The organism is Pseudoxanthomonas jiangsuensis (assembly GCF_010093185.1).
In the GTDB taxonomy this organism is placed as follows: domain Bacteria; phylum Pseudomonadota; class Gammaproteobacteria; order Xanthomonadales; family Xanthomonadaceae; genus Pseudoxanthomonas; species Pseudoxanthomonas jiangsuensis.
Genome location: NZ_PDWL01000001.1, coordinates 230,643 through 253,316 on the forward strand (window position 1 = coordinate 230,643; position 22,674 = coordinate 253,316).

The following is a 22,674-nucleotide window of genomic DNA, read 5'->3' on the forward strand; positions in this document are numbered from 1 at the left end:
GATGGTCCACACCTGCTCCAGGATCAGGGACATGCCGCCGTATCACAGGTGCGTGGCATGCGCGGCCATCCATCATCGCACCACCGGCGCAATACACCCGATGCGGCCGCCTCCGTCAACCACCGGCGCCATTCCGCGGCCCGCAATCGGCCGGGTCCTCCCCGCAACTGCGCCCGGACGGTTACGATGCCCGACCATCTCATCCGCCGACCATCGTGCCCCATGCCACCGGCCCCTTGCTGACCCTGCAGACCGCATCGGCGATGCAGGCCGCGCTGCAGGCCGGCGCCCTCCGCTGGGAGGGTTCGCTGGACCTGGGCCGCAGCCGCGGCCAGGCACTGCTGGCCACCGGGAGCTGGCGCTGGCAGGAACGGGACTTTCCGTGGCCGACCCGGCTCAAGGACCGCACGATCTACCACTTCGACGGCGAGGCATGGACGCCGGCTGCGCGCTATGCCGGATCGTTGATCAAGCTGGTGCCGACCGAGTGGAACGTGCCGACCTTCGAGATCGACGGCATCAAGATGCTGCCGACCGCCAGGGAGTCGCCGCTGGACGACGCGCGGCGCAAGGTCGCCCTGGTCGAGCCGCGCGGCAGGGTCGTGCTCGACACCTGCGGCGGGCTGGGCTACTTCGCCGCCTGCTGCCTGGAGGCCGGCGCGTCCCGGATCTTGTCGTTCGAGAAGAACGAGAGCGTGCTCTGGCTGCGCACGCTCAACCCGTGGTCGCCCGATCCGGACGCGCCTGAGAGCGGCGGCCGCCTGCAGCTGGCGCATGCCGACGTCGCCCAGGCGGTCGCCACGGTGGCCGATGCCTCGGTCGATGCGCTGCTGCACGATCCGCCGCGCTTCGGGATCGCCGGCGAGCTGTATTCGCAGGCGTTCTACGACCAGCTCGCGCGCGTGCTGCGCCGCGGCGGCAAGCTGTTCCACTACACCGGCAGCCCCAACCGCCTGACCAGCGGCCGCGACGTGCCGCGCGAGGTGGCGCGGCGCCTGGAGAAGGCCGGCTTCCGCGCGCAACCGGCGCTGGACGGCGTGCTGGGGCTGAAGCGCTGAGGCCTGCTGCGGCGGGGCCCGCGACAGCAACAGCAGCAAATGCCGGGTTGCCGGGATGGCCGTTGCCGTACCTGAAGGTGCACGGGCCGTGGTCGCTGCCCGGCATCAGCCCGATCCGTCGTTGGCCCACCAGAGGTCGTCGGCCACCGGGCCCGTGTGGCCGATGATGGCGGCGGCGACGCTGCCCACCGTAGGCGCACCCGCGGCGCGACCGTCAACGCGGCCGGTCGTGCACCTGCCGCCAGCGCGCCAGCTGCGCCAGCGCCGCGCCGGCGTCGCCGACCACCAGCGGCGCCGGCACCGACAGCATCAGGTTCAGCGGCAGGCCGAATTCCTCGATGCTCCAGCCGTGCAGGTCGAGCACCCCGTCCGCCCCGATCGCCTGGGGATGCCGGGCGCGAATGCGCTGGGCGAAGCTGCCGTGCTCGGGGATGTAGCCGAACACCGGCTTGCCCTTGGCCACCGCATAGCCGACCTCGAAGCAGGTGCCGCTGTCCGGCTCCGGCCCGCGGAAGAAGTCCAGGTTGGCCAGGACCGCGTCGGCGCGCTCGATCAGGCCGATGTTGGCGCGGTAGATCCACGCCGCCTGCTCGGACGGTTCGCTGATCGCCGCCGGCACGTCCTGGTCCAGCGGGAACAGGCCCTCGAACCCGGCCTGCGCGCACAGCGCCTTCAGCTCGCGCCCGCGCGCCTGCGCATCGGGACGGAACACGTCGGGGCCGGCGAGGTAGAGGCGGCGGATCATGACGGCAGCGGCAGGCTCACGGGAGGGAAGTGCATTGTCGGATGTCCGGCACCGGTCCGGAACACGGTCCCCGTCCTCCGCGTCGAACTGCCGCTTCGCAGCGGCGACACCGCCGGACCGTCCATGGTGGCCGCGCTGGTCGAAGTCCGGCCGGGTGTCGCGGCCGCGCTGCGGCTCGCCGGCGCGCCCGCCCTCGCCGGGGCGGCCGCCCTTGCCGTGTCCACGCCGCATCGACCGCCAGGTCACGCCCGGCTCACCGCGGCCGCGCGACGCTGGCACCGCCCCCCAACCGGAGATCCCGATGAGCATCCTGAAAACCGTCGCCGTGGGCGTGCTCGGCTTCCTCGCCTATCAGGCCTGGCAGCGGCGCAAGGTCGGCACCGACGCGCATGCGCTGCCCGATACCGGTGGCCGCACCCCGCCGCATGGCGACACGATCCGCATCCACACCGACGAGATCGAGCCCTTGCCGCCGACCACGGCGCAATCCAGCCGCGGCTTCGGCGGCGACGACTACTGAGGCGGCAGCGGTTCAGGCCCGCGCCATAGCCTGCATTACGGCAGGCGCGGGCCTGTTCATCCTGCTCATATCGTCCCCGCATGAAGCCCGGCGCCTGGTCATCCCAGGTCGACCTTGGCCACCTTGTCCCGGTAGTCCTTCTTGGGGTCGATGCCCACCAGCATCTTCACCCCGGCCAGCAGGTTGTTCTCGTTCAGCCACACCTCGCCCTGGTCGGGATCCAGCCGCAGCAGGGCCAGCTTGGGATCGTCCTTGCCCTCGTACCAGGCGGCCACGAACGGATTCCACAGGCGCTCGACCACGGTCCGGTCGGTGTCCACGCTCAGCTGGCCGCCGATGCTGGCGAACAGCGAATGGCCCTTGGCCGCGAACGCGGCGACCGCGCGCCGCGGCGTGGCCGCGTGGCGCACCAGCGCGTTGTCGGTCGCGGTGAAGAACCAGATCGGGCCGCGCGCCTCGTGTTCCAGCTGCGCGGTCATCGGCCGGGTATGGCCGTCCTCCAGCCCGTCCACGCCCAGCATCAGGGTCATGTCGGACTTCAGGGCCTTCCAGAATTTCTGCTCGAGTTCGGCGGCATCGGCCATGGCATCAGTCTCCGTGCGATCGTCCCGGTGGAGTTGCGCGGGCGGCCGCCGGGAACGCCGACCGCCCGCGCTCAGGTCCGCCTTCAGCGCCAGACGCGCTCGCAGCGGGTCTCGATCACGCGGTCGCCGCGGGCCTCCTGGCGGTCGCCCTGAACCTTGCGCCCGATCGCGCCGCCGGCGACCGCGCCGCCGACGGTAGCCAGCTTGCGGCCCTTGCCGTCGCCGATCTGGTTGCCGACCAGGCCGCCGATGACCGCGCCGGCGGCGGTGCCGGCGACGCGGTTGGGGTCGCTGGAGGAACGCTGCACCTCCACCTTCTCGCATACCACCCGGCTGCCGTCGCTGAAACGGCGGCCCTCGTCTTCCGGGCCATAGTGCCGGCTGCTCTGCGCCTGGGCCATGGCCATGCCCAGCGCCAGCGGCACGCAGGCCAGGGCGGTGATCCTGTTCGAGGTCTTCATCGTGGGCCTCCTTCTCGATCCGACAGGCCCGCAGGATTCCGCACGCTGCAACAAGCGCGGGTGAAAAACCGCATCCCCGCACGGCTGGGATTCACGTTCGTGGCGCCGCTGCCAATGCCTCGCCTGGCGCCCGGAAAAGCGGGCTACGTCCTGCGCGAGCGGTGTTGCCACGCGACCAGGATCGCAGCGATGGCTGCCAGGCCCGCGGTCGCCGCCCACTGCGCCACCGGCGCGGTCAGGAATGCCAGTCCGCCCTGAGCATCCGGATGCACGAACGCCACGTCGGCATAGACCAGCAGGCCGCCCATGCCGACGCAGGCGGCCCCGGCGGCGAACACCCGGCGCGCCACATTCCAACGCCGGAACAGGCGCGCGCCCAGCGCCAGCCCCGCGTACGGCGACAGCGCCCACAGCAGAAGGCCACCGAGCACGAGATAGCTCGATGCTTCGCGGTAGGCGTAGTTGTCGCCCCACGGCCGGGCCATGTGCAGACCCAACGCCAGGACCGCAGCGGCGCACAGGCCGAGCAGGACCTGCAGCGCCAATTGCCGCGGTGGATCGTCCGGCGGCGCGTGCATCAGTGCACCGTCACCACCGCCCGAAGGGGATTCGAAGGCCATGGCGGCAGTCTACGCCCGTCCTCGCCTGCGCCAGCTGATCCACTGCCCCACCAGGGCCGTCAGCAGAAGACAGCTGTTGGTGACGATGAACACCCAGTTGCCGACCAGCACCGAATACACGACGAACAGCAGCGACGCGGTGGCCTGGCCCAGGAACAGCCAGGTCGATACGCCTTCGGCGTCCGGATCGCGTGCCTGCTTGACGATCTGGCGGACGAGGGTGGCCAGCAGGACGGCCGAGGCGGCCCAGCCGATCAGGTCTTCCATGCATGTTCCTCGCTCGCTCTCATGGCCGGTGCCCGATGCGGCATGTCCGGGACGCCGCTGCTGCATGGAGCATCGCCGGCACTCGCTGCAACGCGGCGTGAATCCCGGTGTGAATCGCGGCGCTCCTTCACCGGGCACCGCCACGCCACGACATCGCCGTGACGCCACTCCGGAGACGATGCCAGCCCGAACGCCACGTCCTGATCCGGAGTCCCGCCATGCGCATCCGGCGCCGCCTCGTCCACCCCAAGCCCCTGGTCGCCTTCCGCCCGGCGCTCAGGCCTTCCGTCCCCACGCCGGCGCTGGTGGACCTGCCGGGGCAGCATCCACCGCGCAGGCGGCCGCGCGCGGTCGCCGCGTTGGAGAGGCGCTACACCTATACGCCGCGGCGGATCCTGATCGCGTTCGCAATCCTCGCCGCCGCATTCGTCCTGGCGATGGCCTGGACCTTCGTCAGCGCGCCGGACACGCCAGGGCCGTATGCAGGCGCCGGTCCTGGCTAGGCGAGCCGACTGGAACACCCAGCGTCGGCCTGGCCAGTGAGCGGAACCGCACCGCGGACGCGACGTGGCCACGGCTCGACGCATGGTCAGGCGTTCGTCGCGGCCTTCTGCTCCGGCGTCTCGGTGTGCGCGCATGCCAGCCACTGGCCGCCTTTCCTCACCCAGGTGGTGGTGTCGTATACGACCATCTCGTGGCTCTTGCCGTCCATCGAGAACGACTGCCTGGCCTTGAAGGTGGCGACGGCCACGTCCGGCAGGGGAAAGATCACCCGCTCCTCGGACAGCTCGAACGAGGTGATCCGGGCGTTTCCGGACAGCGCCATCGCCCTGTACTCGTCGGGACCGAAATGATGGATGCCCCAGCCACTGACCGACGTCGACTCTTCGTCCAGGAGGGCCACGGCGGCATCGACGTCCATGTCCCGCATGGACCGCCAGAACCTGCGTTCCAGCTCCATGATCTCGTCGTGCGTAGCCATCGGCACACCTCGCGCTCGGAAGGGAAGCCGAATGTCGCATGCAGGGCGTATCGCCTGTGTCATCGGCAACAAGCCCTGCGTCAACGCCCGCGCAACGTCTCCAGGGCCGTCGCCACCGTCTCCGGCGGGAAGCGGCAGTGGCCTTCGCCGACCCCGGGCAGCGTGCGCACCCGCGCACCGCGGCCGCCCGCCTCGGCCAGTGCCGCATAGCCTCGGCTGAAGGACGCGGTGACGATGGGATCGACCGCGTTCGGCTGCAGCACCACCGGCACCGGCGCGGCCCCGGTCAGCGCGCCGGTGCGGCGGACGTAGGCGAGCGCGGCCGGGTCGGCCACGTAGCGGCGGATGCGCACACCCAGCGCGGCCTCGTCGCCGTCGGTGCCGCCGGCGCCGGTGGTGCTCGCGACCGGGAATCCGCCGGCGCGGGTCGCCAGTTCGCGCAGCGCCACGTAGTACAGCCACAGCGATGAGGCAGCATCGGCGCGGGGAAGGTCGAAGCGTCGGGAGAACGCCGCCGCGCGCGCCTCGTCGGCGGCCAGCGCCGCCTCGATCGCATCGCCGTCGGGCATGTCCGGCAGCGCCGCATCCGCCAGCCCGCCCGGCGCCTGCGGCAGCACCCCCGGGTACAGCGCATCGAACGCCGCCAGCGGCGCAAGCGCGGCGCGCGCGAACATCGTCTCGGTCGGCGTCGCTACTGCGCACATGGCGACCACGCCGTCCCATCCACGCGGATGCCGCTCCGCGCTGGCCAGCGCGACCAGCCCGCCCATCGACCAGCCGACCAGCCAGCTCCGGCGCGGCGCGCCATGGCGCGCGACGAAGTGCGCGCGCAGCCGCTCCGTGTCGGCGACGGCCTCGGCGATCGCCCAGCCCTGGGCCGAGTAGTCGCTGGATGCCACCGCGAAGCCGCGATCCAGCAAGGGCTGCATGCCGCCGGGCACCTCCATCGGCCGCGCGGGCGAGCCGGCGACCACGTAGCCGTGTGCGTTGACCACCAGTTCCCCGTTCCAGTCCGTGGGGATGTCGATGCGGTACGGCGCCCCCTCGAGCGTGCCGGTGTCCACGACCGGGCCCACCCGCGCCGCCTGCGCAACGGATGCCGTCGCGGCGGCCGATGGTCCGCCCCCCATGGCGTTGCAGGCGGCGAGCACCGCCGCCGACAGCACGACCGCGAACCCGCGAACCGACATGCGCATGTCCATCTCCTGGCGTGGTGGGTGTATTCCGCAGGAACGCTGCCGGCAGTGCAACCGGCCTGGCGCCCGCGCCACAGCCGACATGCCGCGCTGGTTCCGGATCATCCGCCCTCGCCCAGCGCTTGGCGGAACCGCGGGTCTTCGCGGTAGCCCTGGAAGTCCGCGTCGGCGATGAACTGCGACGCCGGCTTGCCCAGCCGGCGCGCGGCGACCACCGCCTGCAGCATGCGCCCGGTGTCGCCCTCGAGCGCGTAGAGGCAGGCCAGGTTGTACGCCAGCGTGGCGTTGGTCTGCGCGGCCGGATCGAAGTCGGGGCCGATCAGGGTCGCCATCACCGCATCCACCAGGTCGCGTTCGGTCGGCTGCCTGATCGCGAACGCCAGGGTCTGGCTGGCGATCACGCCGATGTTGTAGCCCACGCTCGGGTCCGGGTGCGCCGATGCATGGGGATGCACCTGCGCCAGGTAGTGGCGGACCAGGCGCGAGGATGAGGCGGTGTTGCCGGCCACGTTCGATGCGTTGACCAGCTCGGCGTACGCGGCGGTGACCGCCGGGGTGAAGTCGTCCGCCCGCTCGGGATCCTGCGCCAGCGCAGCGGCCTGGCGCAGGAACTCGTCCAGCGCGGTGTCATCGCCGCCAGCGGCAGCGGCGACATTGGCGCGCAGCTGATCGTGGCGGCTCGGCGTGCCCTGGTAGTAGGGACGGAATGCCGGCCGGCGCAGCACCTCCAGGCGTGCCCCGGGCAGCGGCCGCTCGCGCCCGGCCTCGCGCAGCAACACCTGCATGCGCGAGGTCGGCGCGTAGAGGTCGGGCACGCGCAGCACCAGCTCGCGCGGGCCGGCAGCCGGCGCCGACAGCAGCTCGCGCACCTGCGGATGGTCCAGGTCCACGCGCAGGTCGGCGCGTTCCTCCGGATCGCCCGGCGAGCCCCAGGTCACGGTCATGGCCCGCGGCAGCGCGTACAGGTCCGGCTGCACCGGTTCGACCACCACCTGGGGCACGGTGTCGATGGCCAGTCGCGGCGGTGGCGGCCGCAGCCAGCGCTCGACCCGGCGGCCGTCGGCGAACTCGACCGTGGCGGTGACCGGGTCGTAGCGGGTCGGCTCGCCCTCGAAGCGCGGCTGCCAAGCCGGCAGCTGGCGCTGCGCGGCGGGCGCCTCGCCGGTGCCACGCGGGCGGACCACGTACAGGCCGATGTCGTCCCGGTAGTACTCCAGCAATTCGCGCTCGCCCGGGTGCTCCATGTAGCCGCGCATGTGCACGCTGAACCAAGGGCTCGCCCCGGGCATCGCCCGCGCCGGTTCCCACCAGCGCATGTTGCGCAGGAATTCGTAATCGCCGTCCACGCGCGGGACGAAGGCCTTGAACTTCACCGTCTCGCCGCCCACGTCCAGCTGCACGTGGGCGTCGCCGAACCAGTAGCGGCCCGGCCCTCCGCCCGGCACGCCCATGCCCTTGAGCACCGTGCCGACGGTGGCATGCAGCAGCTGCCCGGACACGCCTTCCTCCAGGTGGTACTTGCGGCGGTCGAAGCCGGCCACGCGCAGCCGCGGTGGCAGGTCGCCGTAGCTGCGCGAGAAACTCTCCGGTTCGACCTCCACCAGCGCCTCGGCCTGCGGCGCATAGTCCTCCAGGCAGGTGGCATGCCAGCCGAGGGCTTCGTCGGAATGGCTGCGCTGCCGGCACCAGGTGTCCACCTGCTCGCGGTAGGGATCGATGCGCAGCTTCCAGGCGCGACCCTCGGTCCACAGCCAGGCCCAGGCATGGGCATCGTCGCGGCCGAACGCCACCACCTGCGCGCGGTCGAGCTCGGCCTCCAGTTCCTTCCTCGACAGCCCGCTGCCATCGACCGCGGGCGCATAGGCCCGGCGTTCGTGCTCGCCGGTGAACACCCAGTCCACGTAGCCCTCCGGGCCGAAGGCGATGCCGGACACGTGCATGTGCGCCGGCTCGTCCAGGGTGTCCAGCAGCAGGCCGTCCGCGCTGAACTTCCACAGGGTACCGCCGGCGGCGGCGATCACCTGCCCGGTGGAGGGCACGGCGAACAGGCCGTCCACGTGCCCGTGCAGCAGCTTGCGCACCTCCAGGCGCGCCGAGGCCGCGGTGTTATCCGACAGGCGCGGATAGGCCGGGTCGGACCGGGCGGCGAACAGGGGCGAGAGCAGGCTCGGCATCAGGAACAGGCCCGCGGCCGCCGTCACCAGGACGATGGCCGCGCGTTGGGGGGATAGGCGTGGACGCATGGCCGCGGCAGGATGCGGGAGCGGCGGCGTGTTCGACAAGCGAAGGTAACAGCGGAAAGGAAGGCGGCGGAATTTCGGTCGGCGCACGTGCCGCGTCGCCCGGTCGCCGCATCGGGCGACCCGGAGGTGGTGATGCGCATGACTGCGGACAGCGCCATCGCGCGGTATCCCCGGGACCGCTGGAAACCGCTGGGGGCCGCCCGCTACTCGGCTGCCCCGATGAGCCGGTTGAAGGCCTGCGGATCGGCCACGACGTAGGTCGGCTGGAGATTGTGGGCCAGCAGCGCGACCCGGCCCGAGGTGTAGTAGAGGTGGCGGCGGCTGCCGCGCGGGCCGTGGATATCGAGCTTGTAGTGCGTCCCGCCCGCGTCCTGGGCCGAGCCGGCGACCTTGCGGCGGGCCTGCCACATGCGCCCGAAGGATTCGCATTCGGCCGCGGAAAGCACCTTGACCTGCACGAACGCCGCGTCGAGCACGACGACCGCGACCACCGGCTCCGCCTGCGGCGCGGAGGACACGCCCAACAGGGCGATCAGCGAGGCGAGCAGCGTACGCATGGAAGGCTCCGGTCCCGGGGGCAGCACCCGGCTACTGTGCACCGGAACGGAGCCGGGTTCACCCCGCGCGGCTGCCCGGCGTCAGCCCAGGTCGAACGCCCAGTCCCGCAGCTCGCCGCCGATCTCCTCCTGGCCGGACGCGCGCAGGCGCACCCGTTCGCCGCGGAGCTCGAGCAGCTCCACGCCGTGGTTCTGGCCGGAGCGGTTGATGTTGTCGGTATGGTTGGGCACGGCGATGCCCGAGGCCATCACGTAGAAGTGGCTGACCTGGGCGGCGGCCACCTCGCCCTCGGTGCGGAGCTCGATCAGCACGAACGGATAGCGGTCGGCGTACTGCGCCGTGCGCTTGGACAGCAGCGACAGGCCCGGCCACGACTCGCCCAGCACGGTCGCCTGCTCGTCGGCCGTGAGCACGTCGGGCGTGAGCAGCAGCCGCAGCTTGCCGTCCTGGTCCGGCAGGCGCAGCGCATGGGTGAAGGCGACGGTGGTCCCGGCGAGGGTGTAGTGGCCGATGGCGGCGGCCGCGGCTTCCGGCCCGGCCGCGGCCGACGGCGCCGGCTGCGTCGGGGCGAGGCCGGCATCCGCCACCGGCGCCGCGTCGGACGCATCGCGGCCCTGGCAGGCCCCGAGCAGCAATACGGAGGCGATCAGGCAGAGCCGCTGGAACGCGTGGTGCATGGTGTTTTCCCTGGGTGGATGTTGGCTTCCGTGCCGGCGATCCGTGACGCCGCGCACCGCTGGGCAATGATCGCCCGGGAACCGGATCGACTTCCACCCCCAGCACGCATTCGGGTCCCATGCGCGGGCAAGTACACTCTAGCCCCGGTTTCCGCTCACCAGGATGTCCACGATGCCGCATGGATGCCACTCCGGTTGCACGCTCGCCTTCGCCCTTCTGCTGTCCGCGTGCGCGCCTACCGACAGCCCCGCCGATGACCAGGACAACGCGGGGGCCGAGCAAGGCGCGTTCGACCGCGTATGCGCCACCCTGGACGGCAGTACCGGCGAGCCATTGCCCGACGGCTACCTGGCGCAGCTGGAGGGCGAATTCCAGCTGCACGCGCAGCGCGAGGAAGGAGCGGCCGGCAGCATCCACCACCTGGTCGCCGAGGCGGAGATCGAGGGCCGCTTCCGCCAGCTGGTCTGCGTGCGCGAACGCTACGGCAACACCCAGTACGACCTGCATCGCGCAGGAGCCGAAGGCTCGGTACGGCTGCCCGGCGACTCGAGCGGCCACGCACGGATCCACGGCCGGAGCATGCTGGGCGCCGACGACGCCACCGTCGAGGGCACCATCGACTACGCCGGACCGCTGGACACCGTGTGGGTCGATACCGTGCCCGAACGCCATGAAGCCGACGATCCGTTCTGCATCGCACTCGTCTACCAGGGCCCGCTGACCGGGTCCGGAAAGGAAGTGGCGCGCAAAGGAGGCCAACAGGCCGTCCATCCCCTCGGCCCGGAGCACTTCGTGGGCCAGCCCACCGTCATCTGGGCGCGCGAGGTGGACGGCGGTGTCCAGATCGAGAACTACGGCTTCACCCTGTGTACCGGCGAGGCGGAGCCCGACTCCAACGTGGTGCCCGGCCTGCAGCGCGGCAAGGACGGCCGCAGCTGGAGCCGGAGCGGCCAATGGACAGGCCATCCTGCCGGGAAGGTCGAGCGGCGCAGCGTGGACTTCAAGCTGCGCCTGGTACCGCCGACGCTGGAGCCCCGCGGTGAGGCCGGGGATCCGGAGGCCTGAGCGCCCGCGGCGGGATCAGTCCATCCGCCGGTCACGCGCGTTTCGCACCATCGTCGGAGCCAAGGCCCGGCGCTTCGCCGCAGCACGTCCAGCCCACCGATCGCCAGGCCCACCCTCATCCAGGAAGTGAACCTGGCCCCGTTATCGCTGCACCTGGTAGACCACCTTCACCAGCGAAGCATCGCCAACCTGGAACAGCAGCAGCGCCACCTGCGTCTCCGCCACCTGCCAATGCACGCGACGTCGCTCGAAGGGCTCGTCCTCCTGCGTGCTGCCTGCCGGCGCACCGTGCCGGGCCTCCAGCGCCGCGGCCACGTCCTGAAACACCTGCAGGTCCGCGCGCCCGGCCCGCGGGGCTTCCTGCACCAGGTCCACCTGCACCAGTGCGCCGCCGTCGAAAAAGTACGAAGCCTGGAAACGGTGGCCGGCCACCGCCACGCCCTCCACCCGCAGCCCCTCGCGCTCGCCCCCGGCCAGCTCGTCCGGGTTGTCCGGCACCCGGGCCTGCGGCACCCGCGCCTGGACCTGCGCCACGTCCATCCCGTAGGCCGCGCCGCCCCAGAACGCCTGCACATCTGCTGCTGAAGCGTGCAGCGCAACGGCCAAGGTCATCAGGTAGATGGCGATCTTCATGGTCCCTCCGTGGATGTGCGGATGCGGCCAGTGGGAGTGTGGCGGCAAAAGGACGCGCCAATCGGCGCCTCGCGGGTCAGATGACCTGACCCTGCCTCCGGCGAGGCTATGCAAGCGTTAACTGCCCGCCGTGCCGGGCAGGCCCCGGAGGTGTCCGACCGCAAAAGCGAAGAAGTCGGGCGAAATGCACTTTGCCCCCTGTTCCCCCCTTGGCCATGACGCCTTGCCCACCATGATCGAAGCCAAGACCCGCTGCTTCGCCGGAACCCGCTTCGCCCACCCGAGAAGTGAACATGACCGCGCTTTTTCGGGTCGCAGCCTGTGCGACGTACCAGACTCACCATTGCTCCCCGGCCCGGCTTTGCCATTGGTCCGCCCCTCTTATATTGTGGGGCGACAGGGGGATGGGGCTAATGGACACATCACTTTCGGACGAACGCATCGCCGAACTTATCGCCATGCCTAAGCGGGTCACCAACCCAAAGGCTCGACAGGTGCCCGACGCGAAGCACCTCAAGTGCGACTACAAGGCCGTGAGCGTACCGGGTGGCGACGAGTTCACCATTTTTGTTCGCCAGCATAGTGAGATGCTGGACGACTTCACCGCTGGTCTGAAATGGCATTCGACCACGGGCGAAACGGTCATTCTGATGCGCTGCAACGGCGCCAGTCATCCGCATAAGAATCATATCGAGGGCACTAGGTTCAGGCCCGGGAACTATCATATTCACAAGGCAACCGAGCGCTACATCGAAAAGGGCTACGAGCCGGAACACTTCGCCGAAGTCACTAACGGATACACGTCGATTGAGGGCGCCCTCCATCTGCTATGTGTCGAATGCAACATCAGTGGGATTGATACGACTCCCGAATCTCTCAGCTTGTTTCCGGTTCAATGAACATCAACGATTTGAAATCTGCCGTATGCAAGTCGCTTTGCGCCGACGTTCGAGTTATCGAGCGCAACGACGGCTATTTCTTCGTTGATACGCCCTTTGAATTTGGCGACGGCGATCACTATTCGCTATTTTTGAAGTTTCTGCCTACTGGGGGCGTGCGCATAACCGATCGTGGCACCACCTACATGCGTATGAGCTACCTCAACGATCTGGCGAAGTTTAGGGACGGCTCGCGCGGACGACTGTTGGATCAAGTCGTAGCGACGGCCGGCCTGCAGCAGGATGATGGCGAATTCTTTGTGGACGTGGCGGGCGAGGAGCTTGGCCCGTCGCTAGTTCGCTTTGGCCAAGCGATCACCCGCATTCACGACCTTACGTTCCTAAACAAGGCCCGCATTGCATCGACCTTCTACGAGGACCTGCGCGAGCAAGTGCAGGAAATCGTGGGTGGTGAGGTAGTGGAGAACTACATCGTCCCAGGAGTGCCCATGGGTGAGGCTTACCCGATCGATCTATTCGTTCATGGCGAACGCTCGCCTGTCTATATATTCGGTGTGCCCGATCAAGCTAAAGCCAGGTTGGCGACGATCATCATTCAGTACCTGCGGCTGCACCTTAACGCCGACCCTAAGAGTCGGTTCAAGTCGCTCGTCGTTTTTCAGGATCAGGCGAGCATCCCACATAAGGATCGCAGTCGTTTGATTAATGCTGCTTCGATGATGGTCGATACGCTGGATGCGCGCGACGACATGCGATTCAAACTGGAAGAGGCGCTGCACTAGGTAGGCTATCGGGAGAATCGCGCCACACCCAGCCGATCAACGCGCCTAGCAACGAGGAACGTTTTAACGAAGAAGGGGGTCGAAGAAAGGAGCCAGGTTCACTTCACCCTCAACGAAAAAGGCGGCCATCAGGCCGCCTTTTTCGTTCCAACTTTCGTCAAACCTCAAACCCCGACCGGATTCGCCTTCTCCGGGTCGATCTTGTATTGCTTGATCGCCCTGGCCACATCCTTCGGCGTCATCTTCCCTTCCTTCGCCAGCGCGGCGATGGCGGCATGCGCGATGTAGTACCGGTCCACCTCGAAGAACCGCCGCAGGTTGGCGCGAGTGTCCGAGCGGCCGAAGCCGTCGGTGCCCAGCACGGTGTATTGCATCGGCACGAAGGCGCGGATCTGGTCGGCGAACCCACGCACGTAGTCGGTCGCGGCGATCGCCGGGCCCTGGCGGCCTTCCAGCTGCTCGGTCACGTAGGCCTTGCGCGGGGCCTTGGCCTCCGGGTTCATGCGGTTCCAGCGCTCGGCGTCGAAGCCGTCGCGGCGCAGCTCGTTGAAGCTGGGGCAGGACCAGATGTCGGCGGTGACGCCGAAGTCCTTGTCCAGCAGCTCGGCCGCGGCGATCGCTTCGCGCAGGATGGTGCCGCTGCCCAGCAGCTGCACGCGCAGCTCGCCCTTCTTCGGCTTGCCGGCGTCCTTGAGCAGGTACATGCCCTTGACGATGCCCGCTTCCGCACCCGCCGGCATTTCCGGATGGGTGTAGTTCTCGTTCATCAGGGTGAGGTACCAGTATTCGTCGACCTGGTCCTCCATCATCGCCTTCATACCGTGCTGGAGCAGCACGGTGACCTCGTAGCCGAAGGTCGGGTCGTAGCTGCGCACGTTGGGGATGAAGCCGGCCTGGATCTGGCTGTGGCCGTCCTCGTGCTGCAGGCCCTCGCCATTGAGCGTGGTGCGGCCGGCGGTGCCGCCGAGCAGGAAGCCGCGGGTTCGCATGTCGGCGGCCTGCCAGGCGATGTCGCCCACGCGCTGGAAGCCGAACATGGAGTAGTAGATATAGAACGGCAGCATCGGCACGTTCGACACCGAGTAGCTGGTGCCGGCGGCCATCCACGACGCGATCGCGCCCGGCTCGCTGATGCCCTGCTGCAGCACCTGGCCGGCCTGGTCCTCGCGGTAGTACATCAGCTGATCGGAATCGACCGGCTTGTACTTCTGGCCGAACGGGGCGTAGATGCCGATCTGGCGGAACAGGCCTTCCATGCCGAAGGTGCGCGCCTCGTCGGCGACGATCGGCACCAGGTGCGGGCCCAGGTCCTTGTCGCGCAGGGCGATGTTGAGGGTCTGCACGAAGGCCATGGTGGTGGAGTAGGTGCGCTCGCCGCTGTCCTTGAGCAGGCGCTCGTACTTGTCCAGGGTCGGCACGGCGAAGGACTTGCTGGCCTTGCGCCGGCGCTGCGGCAGGTAGCCGCCGAGGGCGGCGCGGCGCTCCTTCAGGTACTGCACTTCCGGCGAGTCCTCGCCGGGGTGGTAGAACGGGATCTGCTCGGCGTCGGCCAGCTGCTTGTCGCTCAGCGGGATGTTGAAGCGGTCGCGGAAGGCGCGCACCGCGTCGTCGTCCAGCTTCTTGGTCTGGTGGGTCGGGTTGAGCGACTCGCCCGAGGAGCCCATGCCGTAGCCCTTGACCGTCTTGGCCAGGATCACGGTCGGCATGCCCTTGGTGTTCACCGCCTGGTGGTAGGCGGCGTAGACCTTGTGCGGGTCGTGGCCGCCGCGGTTCAGGCGCCAGATGTCCTCGTCGGAAAGACCGGCGACCATGGCCGCGGTCTCCGGGTACTTGCCGAAGAAATGCTCGCGGGTGTACGCGCCGCCGAAGGCCTTGCAGTTCTGGTACTCGCCGTCGACGGTCTCCATCATCAGCTTCTTCAGGACGCCCTGGGTGTCCTTGGCGAACAGCGCGTCCCAGTAGCCGCCCCACAGCAGCTTGATCACGTTCCAGCCACCGCCGCGGAACACGCCTTCCAGTTCCTGGATGATCTTGCCGTTGCCGCGCACCGGGCCGTCCAGGCGCTGCAGGTTGCAGTTGACCACGAAGATCAGGTTGTCCAGGCCCTCGCGCCCGGCCAGGGCGATCGCGCCCAGGGTCTCGGGTTCGTCCGACTCGCCGTCGCCGATGAAGCACCAGACCTTGCGGTCGGACGGCTCGATCAGGCCGCGGTGCTCCAGGTACTTCATGAACTGCGCCTGGTAGATCGCGCCGAGCGGGCCCAGGCCCATCGAAACGGTCGGGGTCTGCCAGTAGTCCGGCATCAGCCAGGGGTGCGGATAGGAGGAGATGCCGCGGCCGTCCACTTCCATGCGGAAGTTGTCCAGCTGGCTCTCGCTGATCCGGCCTTCCAGGAACGAGCGGGCATAGATGCCCGGCGAGCTGTGACCCTGGATGTAGAGCAGGTCGCCCGGGTGGCTGTCGGACGGGGCGCGCCAGAAGTGGTTGAAGCCGACGTCGTACAGGGTGGCCGAGGAGGCGAACGAAGCGATGTGGCCGCCGAGGTCGCCGGGCTTGCGGTTGGCGCGGACCACGGTGGCCATCGCGTTCCAGCGGATGATCGAGCGGATCCGCCATTCCAGGTCCGCGTTGCCCGGGCTCTTGGCCTCCAGGTGCGGAGCGATGGTGTTGACGTACTCGGTGGTCGGGGAGAACGGCAGGAACGCGCCGGAGCGGCGGGTCAGCTCGACCATGTCCTCCAGCAGGCCGTGAGCGCGCTCGGGGCCGTCACGGTCGATGACCGCCTTGAGCGATTCGATCCATTCCCGGGTCTCGACCGGATCCGGATCGTTCTGCAGCACCTCGTTCAGCCAGTTCATATCACTCCCTATGCCGCGCGTAGGGGACGCGGCCGCGATGTTCTTGTGGACCCGGGAGTTTAGCGCACCGGCCGCGGCGGCCGCCTCGCTACGGTGGCGTATGCAACCGATCAGGCGGCGATCTGCGGCGATGTCGGCGCGACTGTCCCGGGACATCCGGCTTCATGCCGGGCGGGGCGGCAGGTGTTTATGATCGGCCGTCCCCCAGCCCGGGAAGCCGATGGCCGCCATCGCGCCACGCCAGACCGAGGAACTGCCCGTCCCGGACGACCCGGCCCCGGCGCCCGCCGCCGCCCGGGTCCACTGGCGCGACAGCCTGCGCACGCGGATGGTGCTGTGGTCCAGCCTGCTCAACGCCGGGCTGCTGCTGGTGACCGCGCTGGCCTTCTACGGCGGCGCCCGGCTGCTGATCGTGCAGAACGCCCGGGCCGAGGCCGACGGCCTGGCCCGGCAGACCGTGCGCGGCCTGGAGGCGACCGTGGAGTCGGTCCAGGTCAGCGGCCGCACCCTGGCCGCCAGCGCCACCGGAGTCGGCGTGCAGCCGTCCAGCCTGCGCTCGCTGCTGGTGGCCAGCCTGGCCGGGGACCCGGACATCGCCGGGGCGATGGTGATCGTCGAGCCGGGGCAGCTGCCGGGCGACGACGATGGTTTCACCTGGTACATCCGCCGCGACGGCACCCGCCTGGTCGAGCGCTCGGTAGCCGACCTGGGCTACGACTACCGGACCATGCCCTGGTACGTGCGCACGGTGGCGGCGCCGGGCCCCTGGTGGTCCGAGCCCTATGCCAACGCGGCCACGGCCGGGGAGTTCTTCGCCACCTACAACCTGCCCTTGCGGCGTCCGGGCGATCCGGCCGGGGCGCCGGCGGTGGGCATGGTCAGCCTGGACATCCCGGTGGCGCGGCTGGCCGCGCTGGTTGGCGGAGCGGACGGTGGCACCGGCCTGCAGCCGATGCTGTTCTCGCCCGAGGGCCTGGCGGTGGTCCATCCCGATCCGCAGGTGCAGATGCGGGCCAGCGCCGCGGACTTGGCCAGCACCGCCGGCGGCGAGGGCTGGCAGCCGCTGGCCGCGGCGATCGAACGCCACCAGACGGCGAGCTTCGAGCACGGCGACGCCGAAGGCGACGCCCTGGGCACGGTGGTCTTGCCGGTGGCCGACAGCGGCTGGACCTTCGCCTTGACCGTCTCCGACCGCTACTTCCTGCACCGGCTCAACCGGATCGCCCTGTGGGTCGCGCTGGGCGGGCTGCTGGCGCTGATGGCGGCGCTGTGGCTGGCGCGACGCTACAGCGGCGCGATCGCCTCGCCGATCGAGGAGCTGACCGACAGCGCCCGCCACTTCAGCCAGGGCGACTTCGACTATCCCCTGCCCTACGTGCAGCGCAGCGACGAGGTCGGGGTGATGGCGCGCGCCTTCGACAGCGCGCGCGGCTCGATCAAGCAGCAGCTGCACGAGATCGGGCAGATGGCCAGCGCGCGGCAGAAGCTGGAGAGCGAGCTGTCGATCGCGCGCGACATCCAGCAGTCGATGCTGCCGGCCGCGCGCGCCTTCGACACCGGGCACATGCACGTGGAGGCGCACGCCCTGCTGGAGCCGGCTACCGCGGTGGGCGGCGACTTCTACCTGTTCTCGGAGCTGGAGCCGGGCGTGCTGTGGTTCGCCATCGGCGACGTCTCCGACAAGGGCGTGCCGGCGGCGCTGTTCATGGCGCGCACGGTGACCGTGCTGGAACAGCTGGCCCGGCGGCACGCGGGCGACCCGGCGAAGATCTTGGCCACCGCCTCGATCCGGCTGGCCGAGGGCAACGACACCTGCATGTTCGCCACCGTGCTGTGCGGGCGCCTGGACGTGGCCAGCGGCCGCTTCCAGCTGGCCAGCGCCGGGCACGAGCCGCCTTTGCTGCTGCAGGCCGATGGCGAAGCGTCGCTGCTGGCGCTGGAAGGCGGCCCCTCGCTGGGCTTCGAGGCCAGCGACGCCTACCGGGCGCACGAGGGCGTGCTCGCCGCCGGCGCCACCCTGGTCGGCTACACCGACGGGGTGACCGAGGCCTTCGACGCCGGCAACGAAGCCTATGGCGACCAGCGGCTGGTGCGCGCGCTGCGCGCCGGCGACAGCGCCGCCGAAGCCTGCCACCGCCTGCTGGAGGACGTGCGCCGCTTCGCCGGCGACGCACCGCAGTCCGACGACATCACCATCCTGGCGATCAGCCGCCGGCGCGAAGGCGCCTGAGGCAGGGACGATGGCGGACAAGGGCGGCGCCTCGACACCTTCCCCACACCGGGCGCATCCTGCCGGCATGCAGGGAAATGCGCCCGGGGACCGGCCGATGCATACCAGCGTGGCGCACACGTCCGCCGACGTGCTGCGGATGACCGACGCGGTCGAGATCCTGCTGGCCGCGCATGGCGCCGGCAGGGCCGCGGTGCACGACGCCCGCCTGGTGGTGGAGGAAGTGGCCTGCAACGCGATCGAGCACGCCGCCTCCGCCGAGGCGCCGCTGGAACTGCAGGCGCGGGTGGAAGACGGCCGGCTGTGGCTGCAGTTCCAGGACCGCGGCGCGCCGTTCGATCCCACCGCCCACGCCTGCCCCGACCTGGACGCGGAGATCGGGGCCCGCGGCGTCGGCGGCCTGGGCATCTTCCTGGTCCGCGAACTGGCCGAACGGATCGACTACCAACGCGTCGGCGGACGCAACGTCCTACGCATCACCCTGCGGCTGGATGCCGCCCACGACAAGGAGCGCAACCCATGAGCACGTTGAGGACCGCGATCTCGCCGCCGAACAACGGCGTCCAGCAGGTGGCCGTCGGCGGCCGCCTGGACACCCACACCTACGCCGAGCTGGACCAGGCACTGGCGCCGGTGCTGGCCGACCCGGCGATCACCTCGCTGGTGCTCGACCTGGCCGGGCTGGACTACATCAGCAGCGCCGGCATCCGCTCGGTGTTCAAGGCGCGCAAGGCGCTGGCCGTGCGCAATGGCAAGGTCCTGGTGGTCAACCCGCAGCCGCAGATCCAGAAGGTCTTCGACATGGTCAAGGCCGTGCCGCTGGGCGAGATCTTCACCTCGGTAGCCGAGGCGGATGCGTATCTGGATGCGATGCAGAGGAAGATTGTCGGAGGGGAGGGTTCATAGCAGATAGGTAAGGATGACCACGAGATTCAAAACACCGTGAACAAGCGCACACTGTATCGAGTTGGCTCCCACCTTCCGAAACATCCAACAAAGAGCCATTGATGCAATAAACGCCCACAAGAAGACGTTGTAGTGCGAGAGTGCAAACAAAGCCGACACAAGAATTGCTGCCAGCACCCCATTTATCCAACTAGAGAATGCCATAAATAAGAGATGCCTCACCATTTTTTCTTCAAAAACTGGCGTGACAACAGCGATGTTTACAAGCGGATACACTACCGAAGCATCAATAGCCATATCCGGGACGGAACGTCCACGCAGTTCCGAGTAAAAAACCCAGATAACCGACAACAATAGAGCCACCACAAGCATCAAAATCCATGCTCGCCGACCCCACCCTAAAGAGCTACGCTCTGGGAACAACAGATAGAGCGCAAAAATAATCGATGTCTTGAGCGGCACATCCCAGTATGAGGCGCCCGAAGACGTGAGTAGAGAACCCACGCTGGCATAGGCAACAAATGCCACCACGAATGCCGCGAGAAGATGGTCGCCCTTAGCTTTCACTCAGACCTCGACACAAAGAGGGGCGCCAAGCGCCCCTCTAAATCACCGAACAGCGATACGCAAGACGTGGTTGACAGCCCAAGGTCCAGTAAAAGGCACGGTGGACATGTATCTAAAGGCTGCCACGCCAATCGCCATGAAATCACTCAGATTACCCTCGCACCCCACTTTAGTATCTTTCCCAAAATAAGCACTGCACTTAAGGTCCGCGCCGCCAGAAACAACAGCGACCTCATCCGAGCTAATAGTGCGCATATGACACTCCTTTGCTAGTTACTGACCCTTCATGGATCAGGCCGGCACATTGCCCGCAGCCAACTTATGCCACGTCTCGGACATTAAGAAAATGTTCCGCGTCTGATCTAACTGTCAGATTAACCTGATCTACGCCCCCCTCTTCCCCTCCTCCATCTGCTGCCTGATCTGCGCATCCACCGCCGCGATGGCGGTCATGTTCAGGACCCGGCGCGGGGTGGCGGAGGTGGTGAGGATGTGGACCGGCTTGCTGATGCCCATCAGGATCGGGCCGATGGCCACGCCATCGGTGACCACCCGGACCATGTTGTAGGCGATGTTGGCCGAGTCCAGGTTGGGCAGCACGAACAGGTTGGCGCGGCCCTTGAGGGTGCTGTTAGGCATGATCTTCTGCCGCAGCAGTTCGTCCCAGGCGGTGTCGCCCTGCATCTCGCCGTCGACATTCAGCTTGGGAACGCGCTTGAGCAGCAGCTCGCGCACGCGGCGCATCTTCAGCGCGCCCGGGGTCTCGTGGCTGCCGAAGTTGGAATGCGACAGCAGGGCGATGCGCGGCTCGATCCCGAACAGCTTCAGCCGGTAGGACGCCTGCAGGGTGGCCTCGGCGATCTGCTCGGCAGTGGGATCGTCCTGGACGTGGGTGTCGAGGAAGAACCACACGCCCTGGTTGTTGATCACCCCGGTCATGGCGGCGGTGGACTGCACGCCGGGATCGAGCCCGATCACGCTGCGCACGTAGCCGAGCTTCTTGTGGAAGCGGCCGACCACGCCGGTGAGCAGGGCGTCGGCCTCGCCGCGGGCCACCATCACCGCGCCGATCAGGGTCGGGCGCGAGCGCATCAGGTTCTTGGCCGCGGCCACGGTCACGCCGCGGCGCTCGGTGATGGCGTGGTAGTGCTGCCAGTACTCGTTGAAGCGCGGGTCGTCGTCCTGGTTGGTGATCTCGAAGTCGATCCCGGCCTTCATCCGCAGGCCCAGGCGCTTGATCCGCGCCTCGATCACCTCGGGGCGGCCGATCAGGACAGGGAAGGCCACGCCTTCGTCGATCACGTTCTGGACCGCGCGCAGCACCACTTCCTCTTCGCCCTCGGCGTAGGCCACCCGCTTCTTGTCGGCGCGGGCGCGGTCGTACACCGGCTTCATCATCAGGCTGGTGCGGTAGACGAACTGGCCCAGCTTCTCGCGGTAGGCGGCCATGTCCTCGATCGGGCGCTCGGCGATCCCGGAATCCATCGCCGCCTGCGCCACCGCCGAGGACAGCTCGACCAGCAGGCGCGGGTCGAACGGGCGCGGGATCAGATACTCGGGGCCGAAGCTGGGGATGTCGTCGCCGTAGGCGCTGCCCAGGTCGGAGGCCTCGCGCCGGGCCAGGGCGGCGATGGCGTGCACCACCGCGACCTTCATCGCCTCGTTGATGCCGGTGGCGCCCACGTCCAGCGCGCCGCGGAACAGGTAGGGGAAGCAGAGCGCGTTGTTGACCTGGTTCGGGTAGTCGGAGCGGCCGGTGGCGATGATCGCGTCCGGGCGCACGGCCTTGGCGTCCTCCGGCAGGATCTCCGGGTAGGGATTGGCCAGGGCCAGGATGATCGGGCTCGGCGCCATCGTGGCGACCATTTCGGCCTTCAGCACGCCGCCGGCGGACAGGCCGAGGAAGATGTCGGCGCCGTTGACGATCTCCTCCAGGGTGCGCGCGTCGGTGTCGCGGGCGTAGCGCTGCTTGTCCGGGTCCAGGTCGGTGCGGCCGCTGTGGATCACCCCGCCGCGGTCGAAGGCCAGGATGTTCTCCTTCTTCAAGCCCAGCGACACCAGCATGTCCACGCAGGAGACGCCGGCCGCGCCCATGCCGGTCGTGGCCAGCTTCACGTCCTCGATCTTCTTGCCGACCACGTGCAGGGCGTTGACCACGGCGGCGCCCACGATAATGGCGGTGCCGTGCTGGTCGTCGTGGAAGACCGGGATGTTCATCCGCTCGCGCAGCTTGCGCTCGACGATGAAGCACTCCGGCGCCTTGATGTCCTCCAGGTTGATGCCGCCGAAGGTCGGCTCCAGCGAGGCGATGATGTCGACCAGCTTGTCCGGGTCGTTCTCGTCGACCTCGATGTCGAACACGTCGATCCCGGCGAACTTCTTGAACAGCACGCCCTTGCCTTCCATGACCGGCTTGCCGGCCAGCGGGCCGATGTTGCCCAGGCCCAGGACCGCGGTGCCGTTGCTGACCACCGCCACCAGGTTGCCGCGGGCGGTCAGCTCGCTGGCCTGGCGCGGGTCCTCGACGATCGCCTCGCAGGCGTAGGCCACGCCCGGGGAGTAGGCCAGCGAGAGGTCGCGCTGGGTGAGCATCGCCTTGGTCGGGGCGACCTTGATCTTTCCGGGGCGCGGGTGGCGGTGGTAGTCGAGGGCGGCCTGCTTGAAATCTTCTTGTTCGGACATGGAAGGCACGGCGGTTGGCAGGCATTCGATTCTACGCCGCGCACCGCGCCCGGACCCCTCATGCAGGGACAGGAGGCGGGTAATCGAATGGATCGATCCGGTTTTAGGGATAGGGACGCGTGCGCAGGACGAAAGGCCGC

General features: G+C 68.8%; 23 protein-coding genes. 9 read left to right on the forward strand and 14 right to left on the reverse strand.

Features of this window, described 5'->3' with window-relative positions; genetic code table 11:
• The first annotated feature begins 215 nt into the window (after window positions 1-215).
• Window positions 216-1,058 carry a class I SAM-dependent methyltransferase gene (locus CSC62_RS01110; protein WP_162404315.1) on the forward strand — a complete coding sequence of 281 codons (843 nt, stop codon included), beginning with the start codon at window positions 216-218 and terminating at the stop codon, window positions 1,056-1,058.
• Window positions 1,059-1,272: 214 nt separating this feature from the next.
• Here CSC62_RS01110 and CSC62_RS01115 read toward each other — a convergent pair whose 3' ends face one another.
• Window positions 1,273-1,803 carry a nucleoside 2-deoxyribosyltransferase gene (locus tag CSC62_RS01115; protein ID WP_162404316.1) on the reverse strand — a complete coding sequence of 177 codons (531 nt, stop codon included), beginning with the start codon at window positions 1,801-1,803 and terminating at the stop codon, window positions 1,273-1,275.
• Between the two features lie 301 nt (window positions 1,804-2,104).
• Here CSC62_RS01115 and CSC62_RS01120 point away from each other — a divergent pair, with 301 nt between their 5' ends.
• Window positions 2,105-2,323 carry a hypothetical protein gene (locus CSC62_RS01120; RefSeq protein ID WP_162404317.1) on the forward strand — a complete coding sequence of 73 codons (219 nt, stop codon included), beginning with the start codon at window positions 2,105-2,107 and terminating at the stop codon, window positions 2,321-2,323.
• A 98-nt stretch (window positions 2,324-2,421) separates the two neighbouring features.
• On the opposite strand, the gene CSC62_RS01125 is transcribed toward CSC62_RS01120, so the two are convergent.
• The 4 genes from CSC62_RS01125 to CSC62_RS01140 form a co-directional block, all read right to left on the reverse strand.
• Entirely contained in the window at window positions 2,422-2,907 is a 486-nt protein-coding gene (locus CSC62_RS01125) for a pyridoxamine 5'-phosphate oxidase family protein (RefSeq protein WP_162404318.1), read from the reverse strand.
• Window positions 2,908-2,990: 83 nt separating this feature from the next.
• On the reverse strand, window positions 2,991-3,368 hold the full coding sequence (locus tag CSC62_RS01130) for a glycine zipper 2TM domain-containing protein (protein ID WP_162404319.1): 378 nt from the start codon (window positions 3,366-3,368) through the stop codon (window positions 2,991-2,993).
• Between the two features lie 143 nt (window positions 3,369-3,511).
• A complete protein-coding gene (locus tag CSC62_RS01135) occupies window positions 3,512-3,988 on the reverse strand; it encodes a hypothetical protein (protein WP_162404320.1) in 477 nt (158 codons plus the stop codon).
• 9 nt (window positions 3,989-3,997) lie between these two features.
• Entirely contained in the window at window positions 3,998-4,255 is a 258-nt protein-coding gene (locus CSC62_RS01140; protein ID WP_162404321.1) for a PQ-loop repeat-containing protein, read from the reverse strand.
• A gap of 218 nt (window positions 4,256-4,473) precedes the next feature.
• Between CSC62_RS01140 and CSC62_RS01145 the strand changes: the two genes are divergently transcribed.
• Entirely contained in the window at window positions 4,474-4,758 is a 285-nt protein-coding gene (locus CSC62_RS01145; protein WP_162404322.1) for a hypothetical protein, read from the forward strand.
• 86 nt (window positions 4,759-4,844) lie between these two features.
• Here CSC62_RS01145 and CSC62_RS01150 read toward each other — a convergent pair whose 3' ends face one another.
• The 5 genes from CSC62_RS01150 to CSC62_RS01170 form a co-directional block, all read right to left on the reverse strand.
• Window positions 4,845-5,237, reverse strand: coding sequence for a nuclear transport factor 2 family protein (locus CSC62_RS01150; protein ID WP_162404323.1), 393 nt, complete (start codon window positions 5,235-5,237; stop codon window positions 4,845-4,847).
• 80 nt (window positions 5,238-5,317) lie between these two features.
• Window positions 5,318-6,433, reverse strand: coding sequence for an alpha/beta hydrolase family protein (locus CSC62_RS01155; RefSeq protein ID WP_162404324.1), 1,116 nt, complete (start codon window positions 6,431-6,433; stop codon window positions 5,318-5,320).
• Window positions 6,434-6,534: 101 nt separating this feature from the next.
• The gene (locus CSC62_RS01160) at window positions 6,535-8,676 is read right to left on the reverse strand and encodes a TPR end-of-group domain-containing protein (RefSeq protein ID WP_162404325.1); all 2,142 of its coding nucleotides are present in this window, start codon (window positions 8,674-8,676) and stop codon (window positions 6,535-6,537) included.
• A gap of 203 nt (window positions 8,677-8,879) precedes the next feature.
• On the reverse strand, window positions 8,880-9,233 hold the full coding sequence (locus CSC62_RS01165) for a hypothetical protein (protein WP_162404326.1): 354 nt from the start codon (window positions 9,231-9,233) through the stop codon (window positions 8,880-8,882).
• An 81-nt stretch (window positions 9,234-9,314) separates the two neighbouring features.
• The gene (locus tag CSC62_RS01170) at window positions 9,315-9,911 is read right to left on the reverse strand and encodes a hypothetical protein (RefSeq protein WP_162404327.1); all 597 of its coding nucleotides are present in this window, start codon (window positions 9,909-9,911) and stop codon (window positions 9,315-9,317) included.
• A gap of 172 nt (window positions 9,912-10,083) precedes the next feature.
• Here CSC62_RS01170 and CSC62_RS01175 point away from each other — a divergent pair, with 172 nt between their 5' ends.
• Window positions 10,084-10,977 carry a hypothetical protein gene (locus tag CSC62_RS01175; protein ID WP_162404328.1) on the forward strand — a complete coding sequence of 298 codons (894 nt, stop codon included), beginning with the start codon at window positions 10,084-10,086 and terminating at the stop codon, window positions 10,975-10,977.
• A 141-nt stretch (window positions 10,978-11,118) separates the two neighbouring features.
• On the opposite strand, the gene CSC62_RS18140 is transcribed toward CSC62_RS01175, so the two are convergent.
• The gene (locus CSC62_RS18140) at window positions 11,119-11,610 is read right to left on the reverse strand and encodes a hypothetical protein (protein ID WP_162404329.1); all 492 of its coding nucleotides are present in this window, start codon (window positions 11,608-11,610) and stop codon (window positions 11,119-11,121) included.
• Between the two features lie 413 nt (window positions 11,611-12,023).
• Here CSC62_RS18140 and CSC62_RS01185 point away from each other — a divergent pair, with 413 nt between their 5' ends.
• Together CSC62_RS01185 and CSC62_RS01190 are read left to right on the forward strand one after the other, a co-directional pair.
• The gene (locus CSC62_RS01185; protein WP_162404330.1) at window positions 12,024-12,509 is read left to right on the forward strand and encodes a DUF6978 family protein; all 486 of its coding nucleotides are present in this window, start codon (window positions 12,024-12,026) and stop codon (window positions 12,507-12,509) included.
• Window positions 12,506-13,291, forward strand: coding sequence for a DUF1828 domain-containing protein (locus tag CSC62_RS01190; protein ID WP_162404331.1), 786 nt, complete (start codon window positions 12,506-12,508; stop codon window positions 13,289-13,291). The genes CSC62_RS01185 and CSC62_RS01190 overlap by 4 nt, the downstream gene beginning before the upstream one ends.
• Window positions 13,292-13,455: 164 nt before the next feature.
• On the opposite strand, the gene aceE is transcribed toward CSC62_RS01190, so the two are convergent.
• Window positions 13,456-16,149 carry a pyruvate dehydrogenase (acetyl-transferring), homodimeric type gene (aceE, locus tag CSC62_RS01195; RefSeq protein WP_162404332.1) on the reverse strand — a complete coding sequence of 898 codons (2,694 nt, stop codon included), beginning with the start codon at window positions 16,147-16,149 and terminating at the stop codon, window positions 13,456-13,458.
• 220 nt (window positions 16,150-16,369) lie between these two features.
• Between aceE and CSC62_RS01200 the strand changes: the two genes are divergently transcribed.
• The 3 genes from CSC62_RS01200 to CSC62_RS01210 all read left to right on the forward strand — a co-directional run bounded on the left by CSC62_RS01200 (window position 16,370) and on the right by CSC62_RS01210 (window position 19,285).
• Window positions 16,370-18,379, forward strand: coding sequence for a SpoIIE family protein phosphatase (locus CSC62_RS01200; RefSeq protein ID WP_246194098.1), 2,010 nt, complete (start codon window positions 16,370-16,372; stop codon window positions 18,377-18,379).
• A gap of 109 nt (window positions 18,380-18,488) precedes the next feature.
• Complete coding sequence (locus CSC62_RS01205; protein ID WP_162404333.1) at window positions 18,489-18,902, forward strand: ATP-binding protein; 414 nt, start codon at window positions 18,489-18,491, stop codon at window positions 18,900-18,902.
• The gene (locus CSC62_RS01210) at window positions 18,899-19,285 is read left to right on the forward strand and encodes an STAS domain-containing protein (RefSeq protein ID WP_162404334.1); all 387 of its coding nucleotides are present in this window, start codon (window positions 18,899-18,901) and stop codon (window positions 19,283-19,285) included. The genes CSC62_RS01205 and CSC62_RS01210 overlap by 4 nt, the downstream gene beginning before the upstream one ends.
• Here the strand turns inward: CSC62_RS01210 and CSC62_RS01215 are convergent.
• Window positions 19,280-19,852 carry a CPBP family intramembrane glutamic endopeptidase gene (locus CSC62_RS01215; protein ID WP_162404335.1) on the reverse strand — a complete coding sequence of 191 codons (573 nt, stop codon included), beginning with the start codon at window positions 19,850-19,852 and terminating at the stop codon, window positions 19,280-19,282. The genes CSC62_RS01210 and CSC62_RS01215 overlap by 6 nt on opposite strands.
• A 384-nt stretch (window positions 19,853-20,236) precedes the next feature.
• Window positions 20,237-22,534: an NADP-dependent malic enzyme gene (locus tag CSC62_RS01220; protein WP_162404336.1), complete on the reverse strand. Its 2,298-nt coding sequence runs from the start codon at window positions 22,532-22,534 to the stop codon at window positions 20,237-20,239.
• Window positions 22,535-22,674 lie beyond the last annotated feature (140 nt).

What these genes read in the sequence shown, in the direction of transcription:
- CSC62_RS01160 (WP_162404325.1), bottom strand. Translation starts at nt 8,676, where the DNA reads ATGCGTCCACGCCTATCCCCCCAACGCGCGGCCATCGTCCTGGTGACG.
- CSC62_RS01200 (WP_246194098.1), top strand. Translation starts at nt 16,370, where the DNA reads ATGGCCGCCATCGCGCCACGCCAGACCGAGGAACTGCCCGTCCCGGAC.
- CSC62_RS01190 (WP_162404331.1), top strand. Translation starts at nt 12,506, where the DNA reads ATGAACATCAACGATTTGAAATCTGCCGTATGCAAGTCGCTTTGCGCC.
- CSC62_RS01155 (WP_162404324.1), bottom strand. Translation starts at nt 6,433, where the DNA reads ATGCGCATGTCGGTTCGCGGGTTCGCGGTCGTGCTGTCGGCGGCGGTG.
- CSC62_RS01145 (WP_162404322.1), top strand. Translation starts at nt 4,474, where the DNA reads ATGCGCATCCGGCGCCGCCTCGTCCACCCCAAGCCCCTGGTCGCCTTC.
- CSC62_RS18140 (WP_162404329.1), bottom strand. Translation starts at nt 11,610, where the DNA reads ATGAAGATCGCCATCTACCTGATGACCTTGGCCGTTGCGCTGCACGCT.
- CSC62_RS01150 (WP_162404323.1), bottom strand. Translation starts at nt 5,237, where the DNA reads ATGGCTACGCACGACGAGATCATGGAGCTGGAACGCAGGTTCTGGCGG.
- CSC62_RS01135 (WP_162404320.1), bottom strand. Translation starts at nt 3,988, where the DNA reads ATGGCCTTCGAATCCCCTTCGGGCGGTGGTGACGGTGCACTGATGCAC.
- CSC62_RS01125 (WP_162404318.1), bottom strand. Translation starts at nt 2,907, where the DNA reads ATGGCCGATGCCGCCGAACTCGAGCAGAAATTCTGGAAGGCCCTGAAG.
- aceE (WP_162404332.1), bottom strand. Translation starts at nt 16,149, where the DNA reads ATGAACTGGCTGAACGAGGTGCTGCAGAACGATCCGGATCCGGTCGAG.
- CSC62_RS01210 (WP_162404334.1), top strand. Translation starts at nt 18,899, where the DNA reads ATGAGCACGTTGAGGACCGCGATCTCGCCGCCGAACAACGGCGTCCAG.
- CSC62_RS01140 (WP_162404321.1), bottom strand. Translation starts at nt 4,255, where the DNA reads ATGGAAGACCTGATCGGCTGGGCCGCCTCGGCCGTCCTGCTGGCCACC.
- CSC62_RS01130 (WP_162404319.1), bottom strand. Translation starts at nt 3,368, where the DNA reads ATGAAGACCTCGAACAGGATCACCGCCCTGGCCTGCGTGCCGCTGGCG.
- CSC62_RS01170 (WP_162404327.1), bottom strand. Translation starts at nt 9,911, where the DNA reads ATGCACCACGCGTTCCAGCGGCTCTGCCTGATCGCCTCCGTATTGCTG.
- CSC62_RS01175 (WP_162404328.1), top strand. Translation starts at nt 10,084, where the DNA reads ATGCCGCATGGATGCCACTCCGGTTGCACGCTCGCCTTCGCCCTTCTG.
- CSC62_RS01220 (WP_162404336.1), bottom strand. Translation starts at nt 22,534, where the DNA reads ATGTCCGAACAAGAAGATTTCAAGCAGGCCGCCCTCGACTACCACCGC.
- CSC62_RS01120 (WP_162404317.1), top strand. Translation starts at nt 2,105, where the DNA reads ATGAGCATCCTGAAAACCGTCGCCGTGGGCGTGCTCGGCTTCCTCGCC.
- CSC62_RS01165 (WP_162404326.1), bottom strand. Translation starts at nt 9,233, where the DNA reads ATGCGTACGCTGCTCGCCTCGCTGATCGCCCTGTTGGGCGTGTCCTCC.
- CSC62_RS01115 (WP_162404316.1), bottom strand. Translation starts at nt 1,803, where the DNA reads ATGATCCGCCGCCTCTACCTCGCCGGCCCCGACGTGTTCCGTCCCGAT.
- CSC62_RS01185 (WP_162404330.1), top strand. Translation starts at nt 12,024, where the DNA reads ATGGACACATCACTTTCGGACGAACGCATCGCCGAACTTATCGCCATG.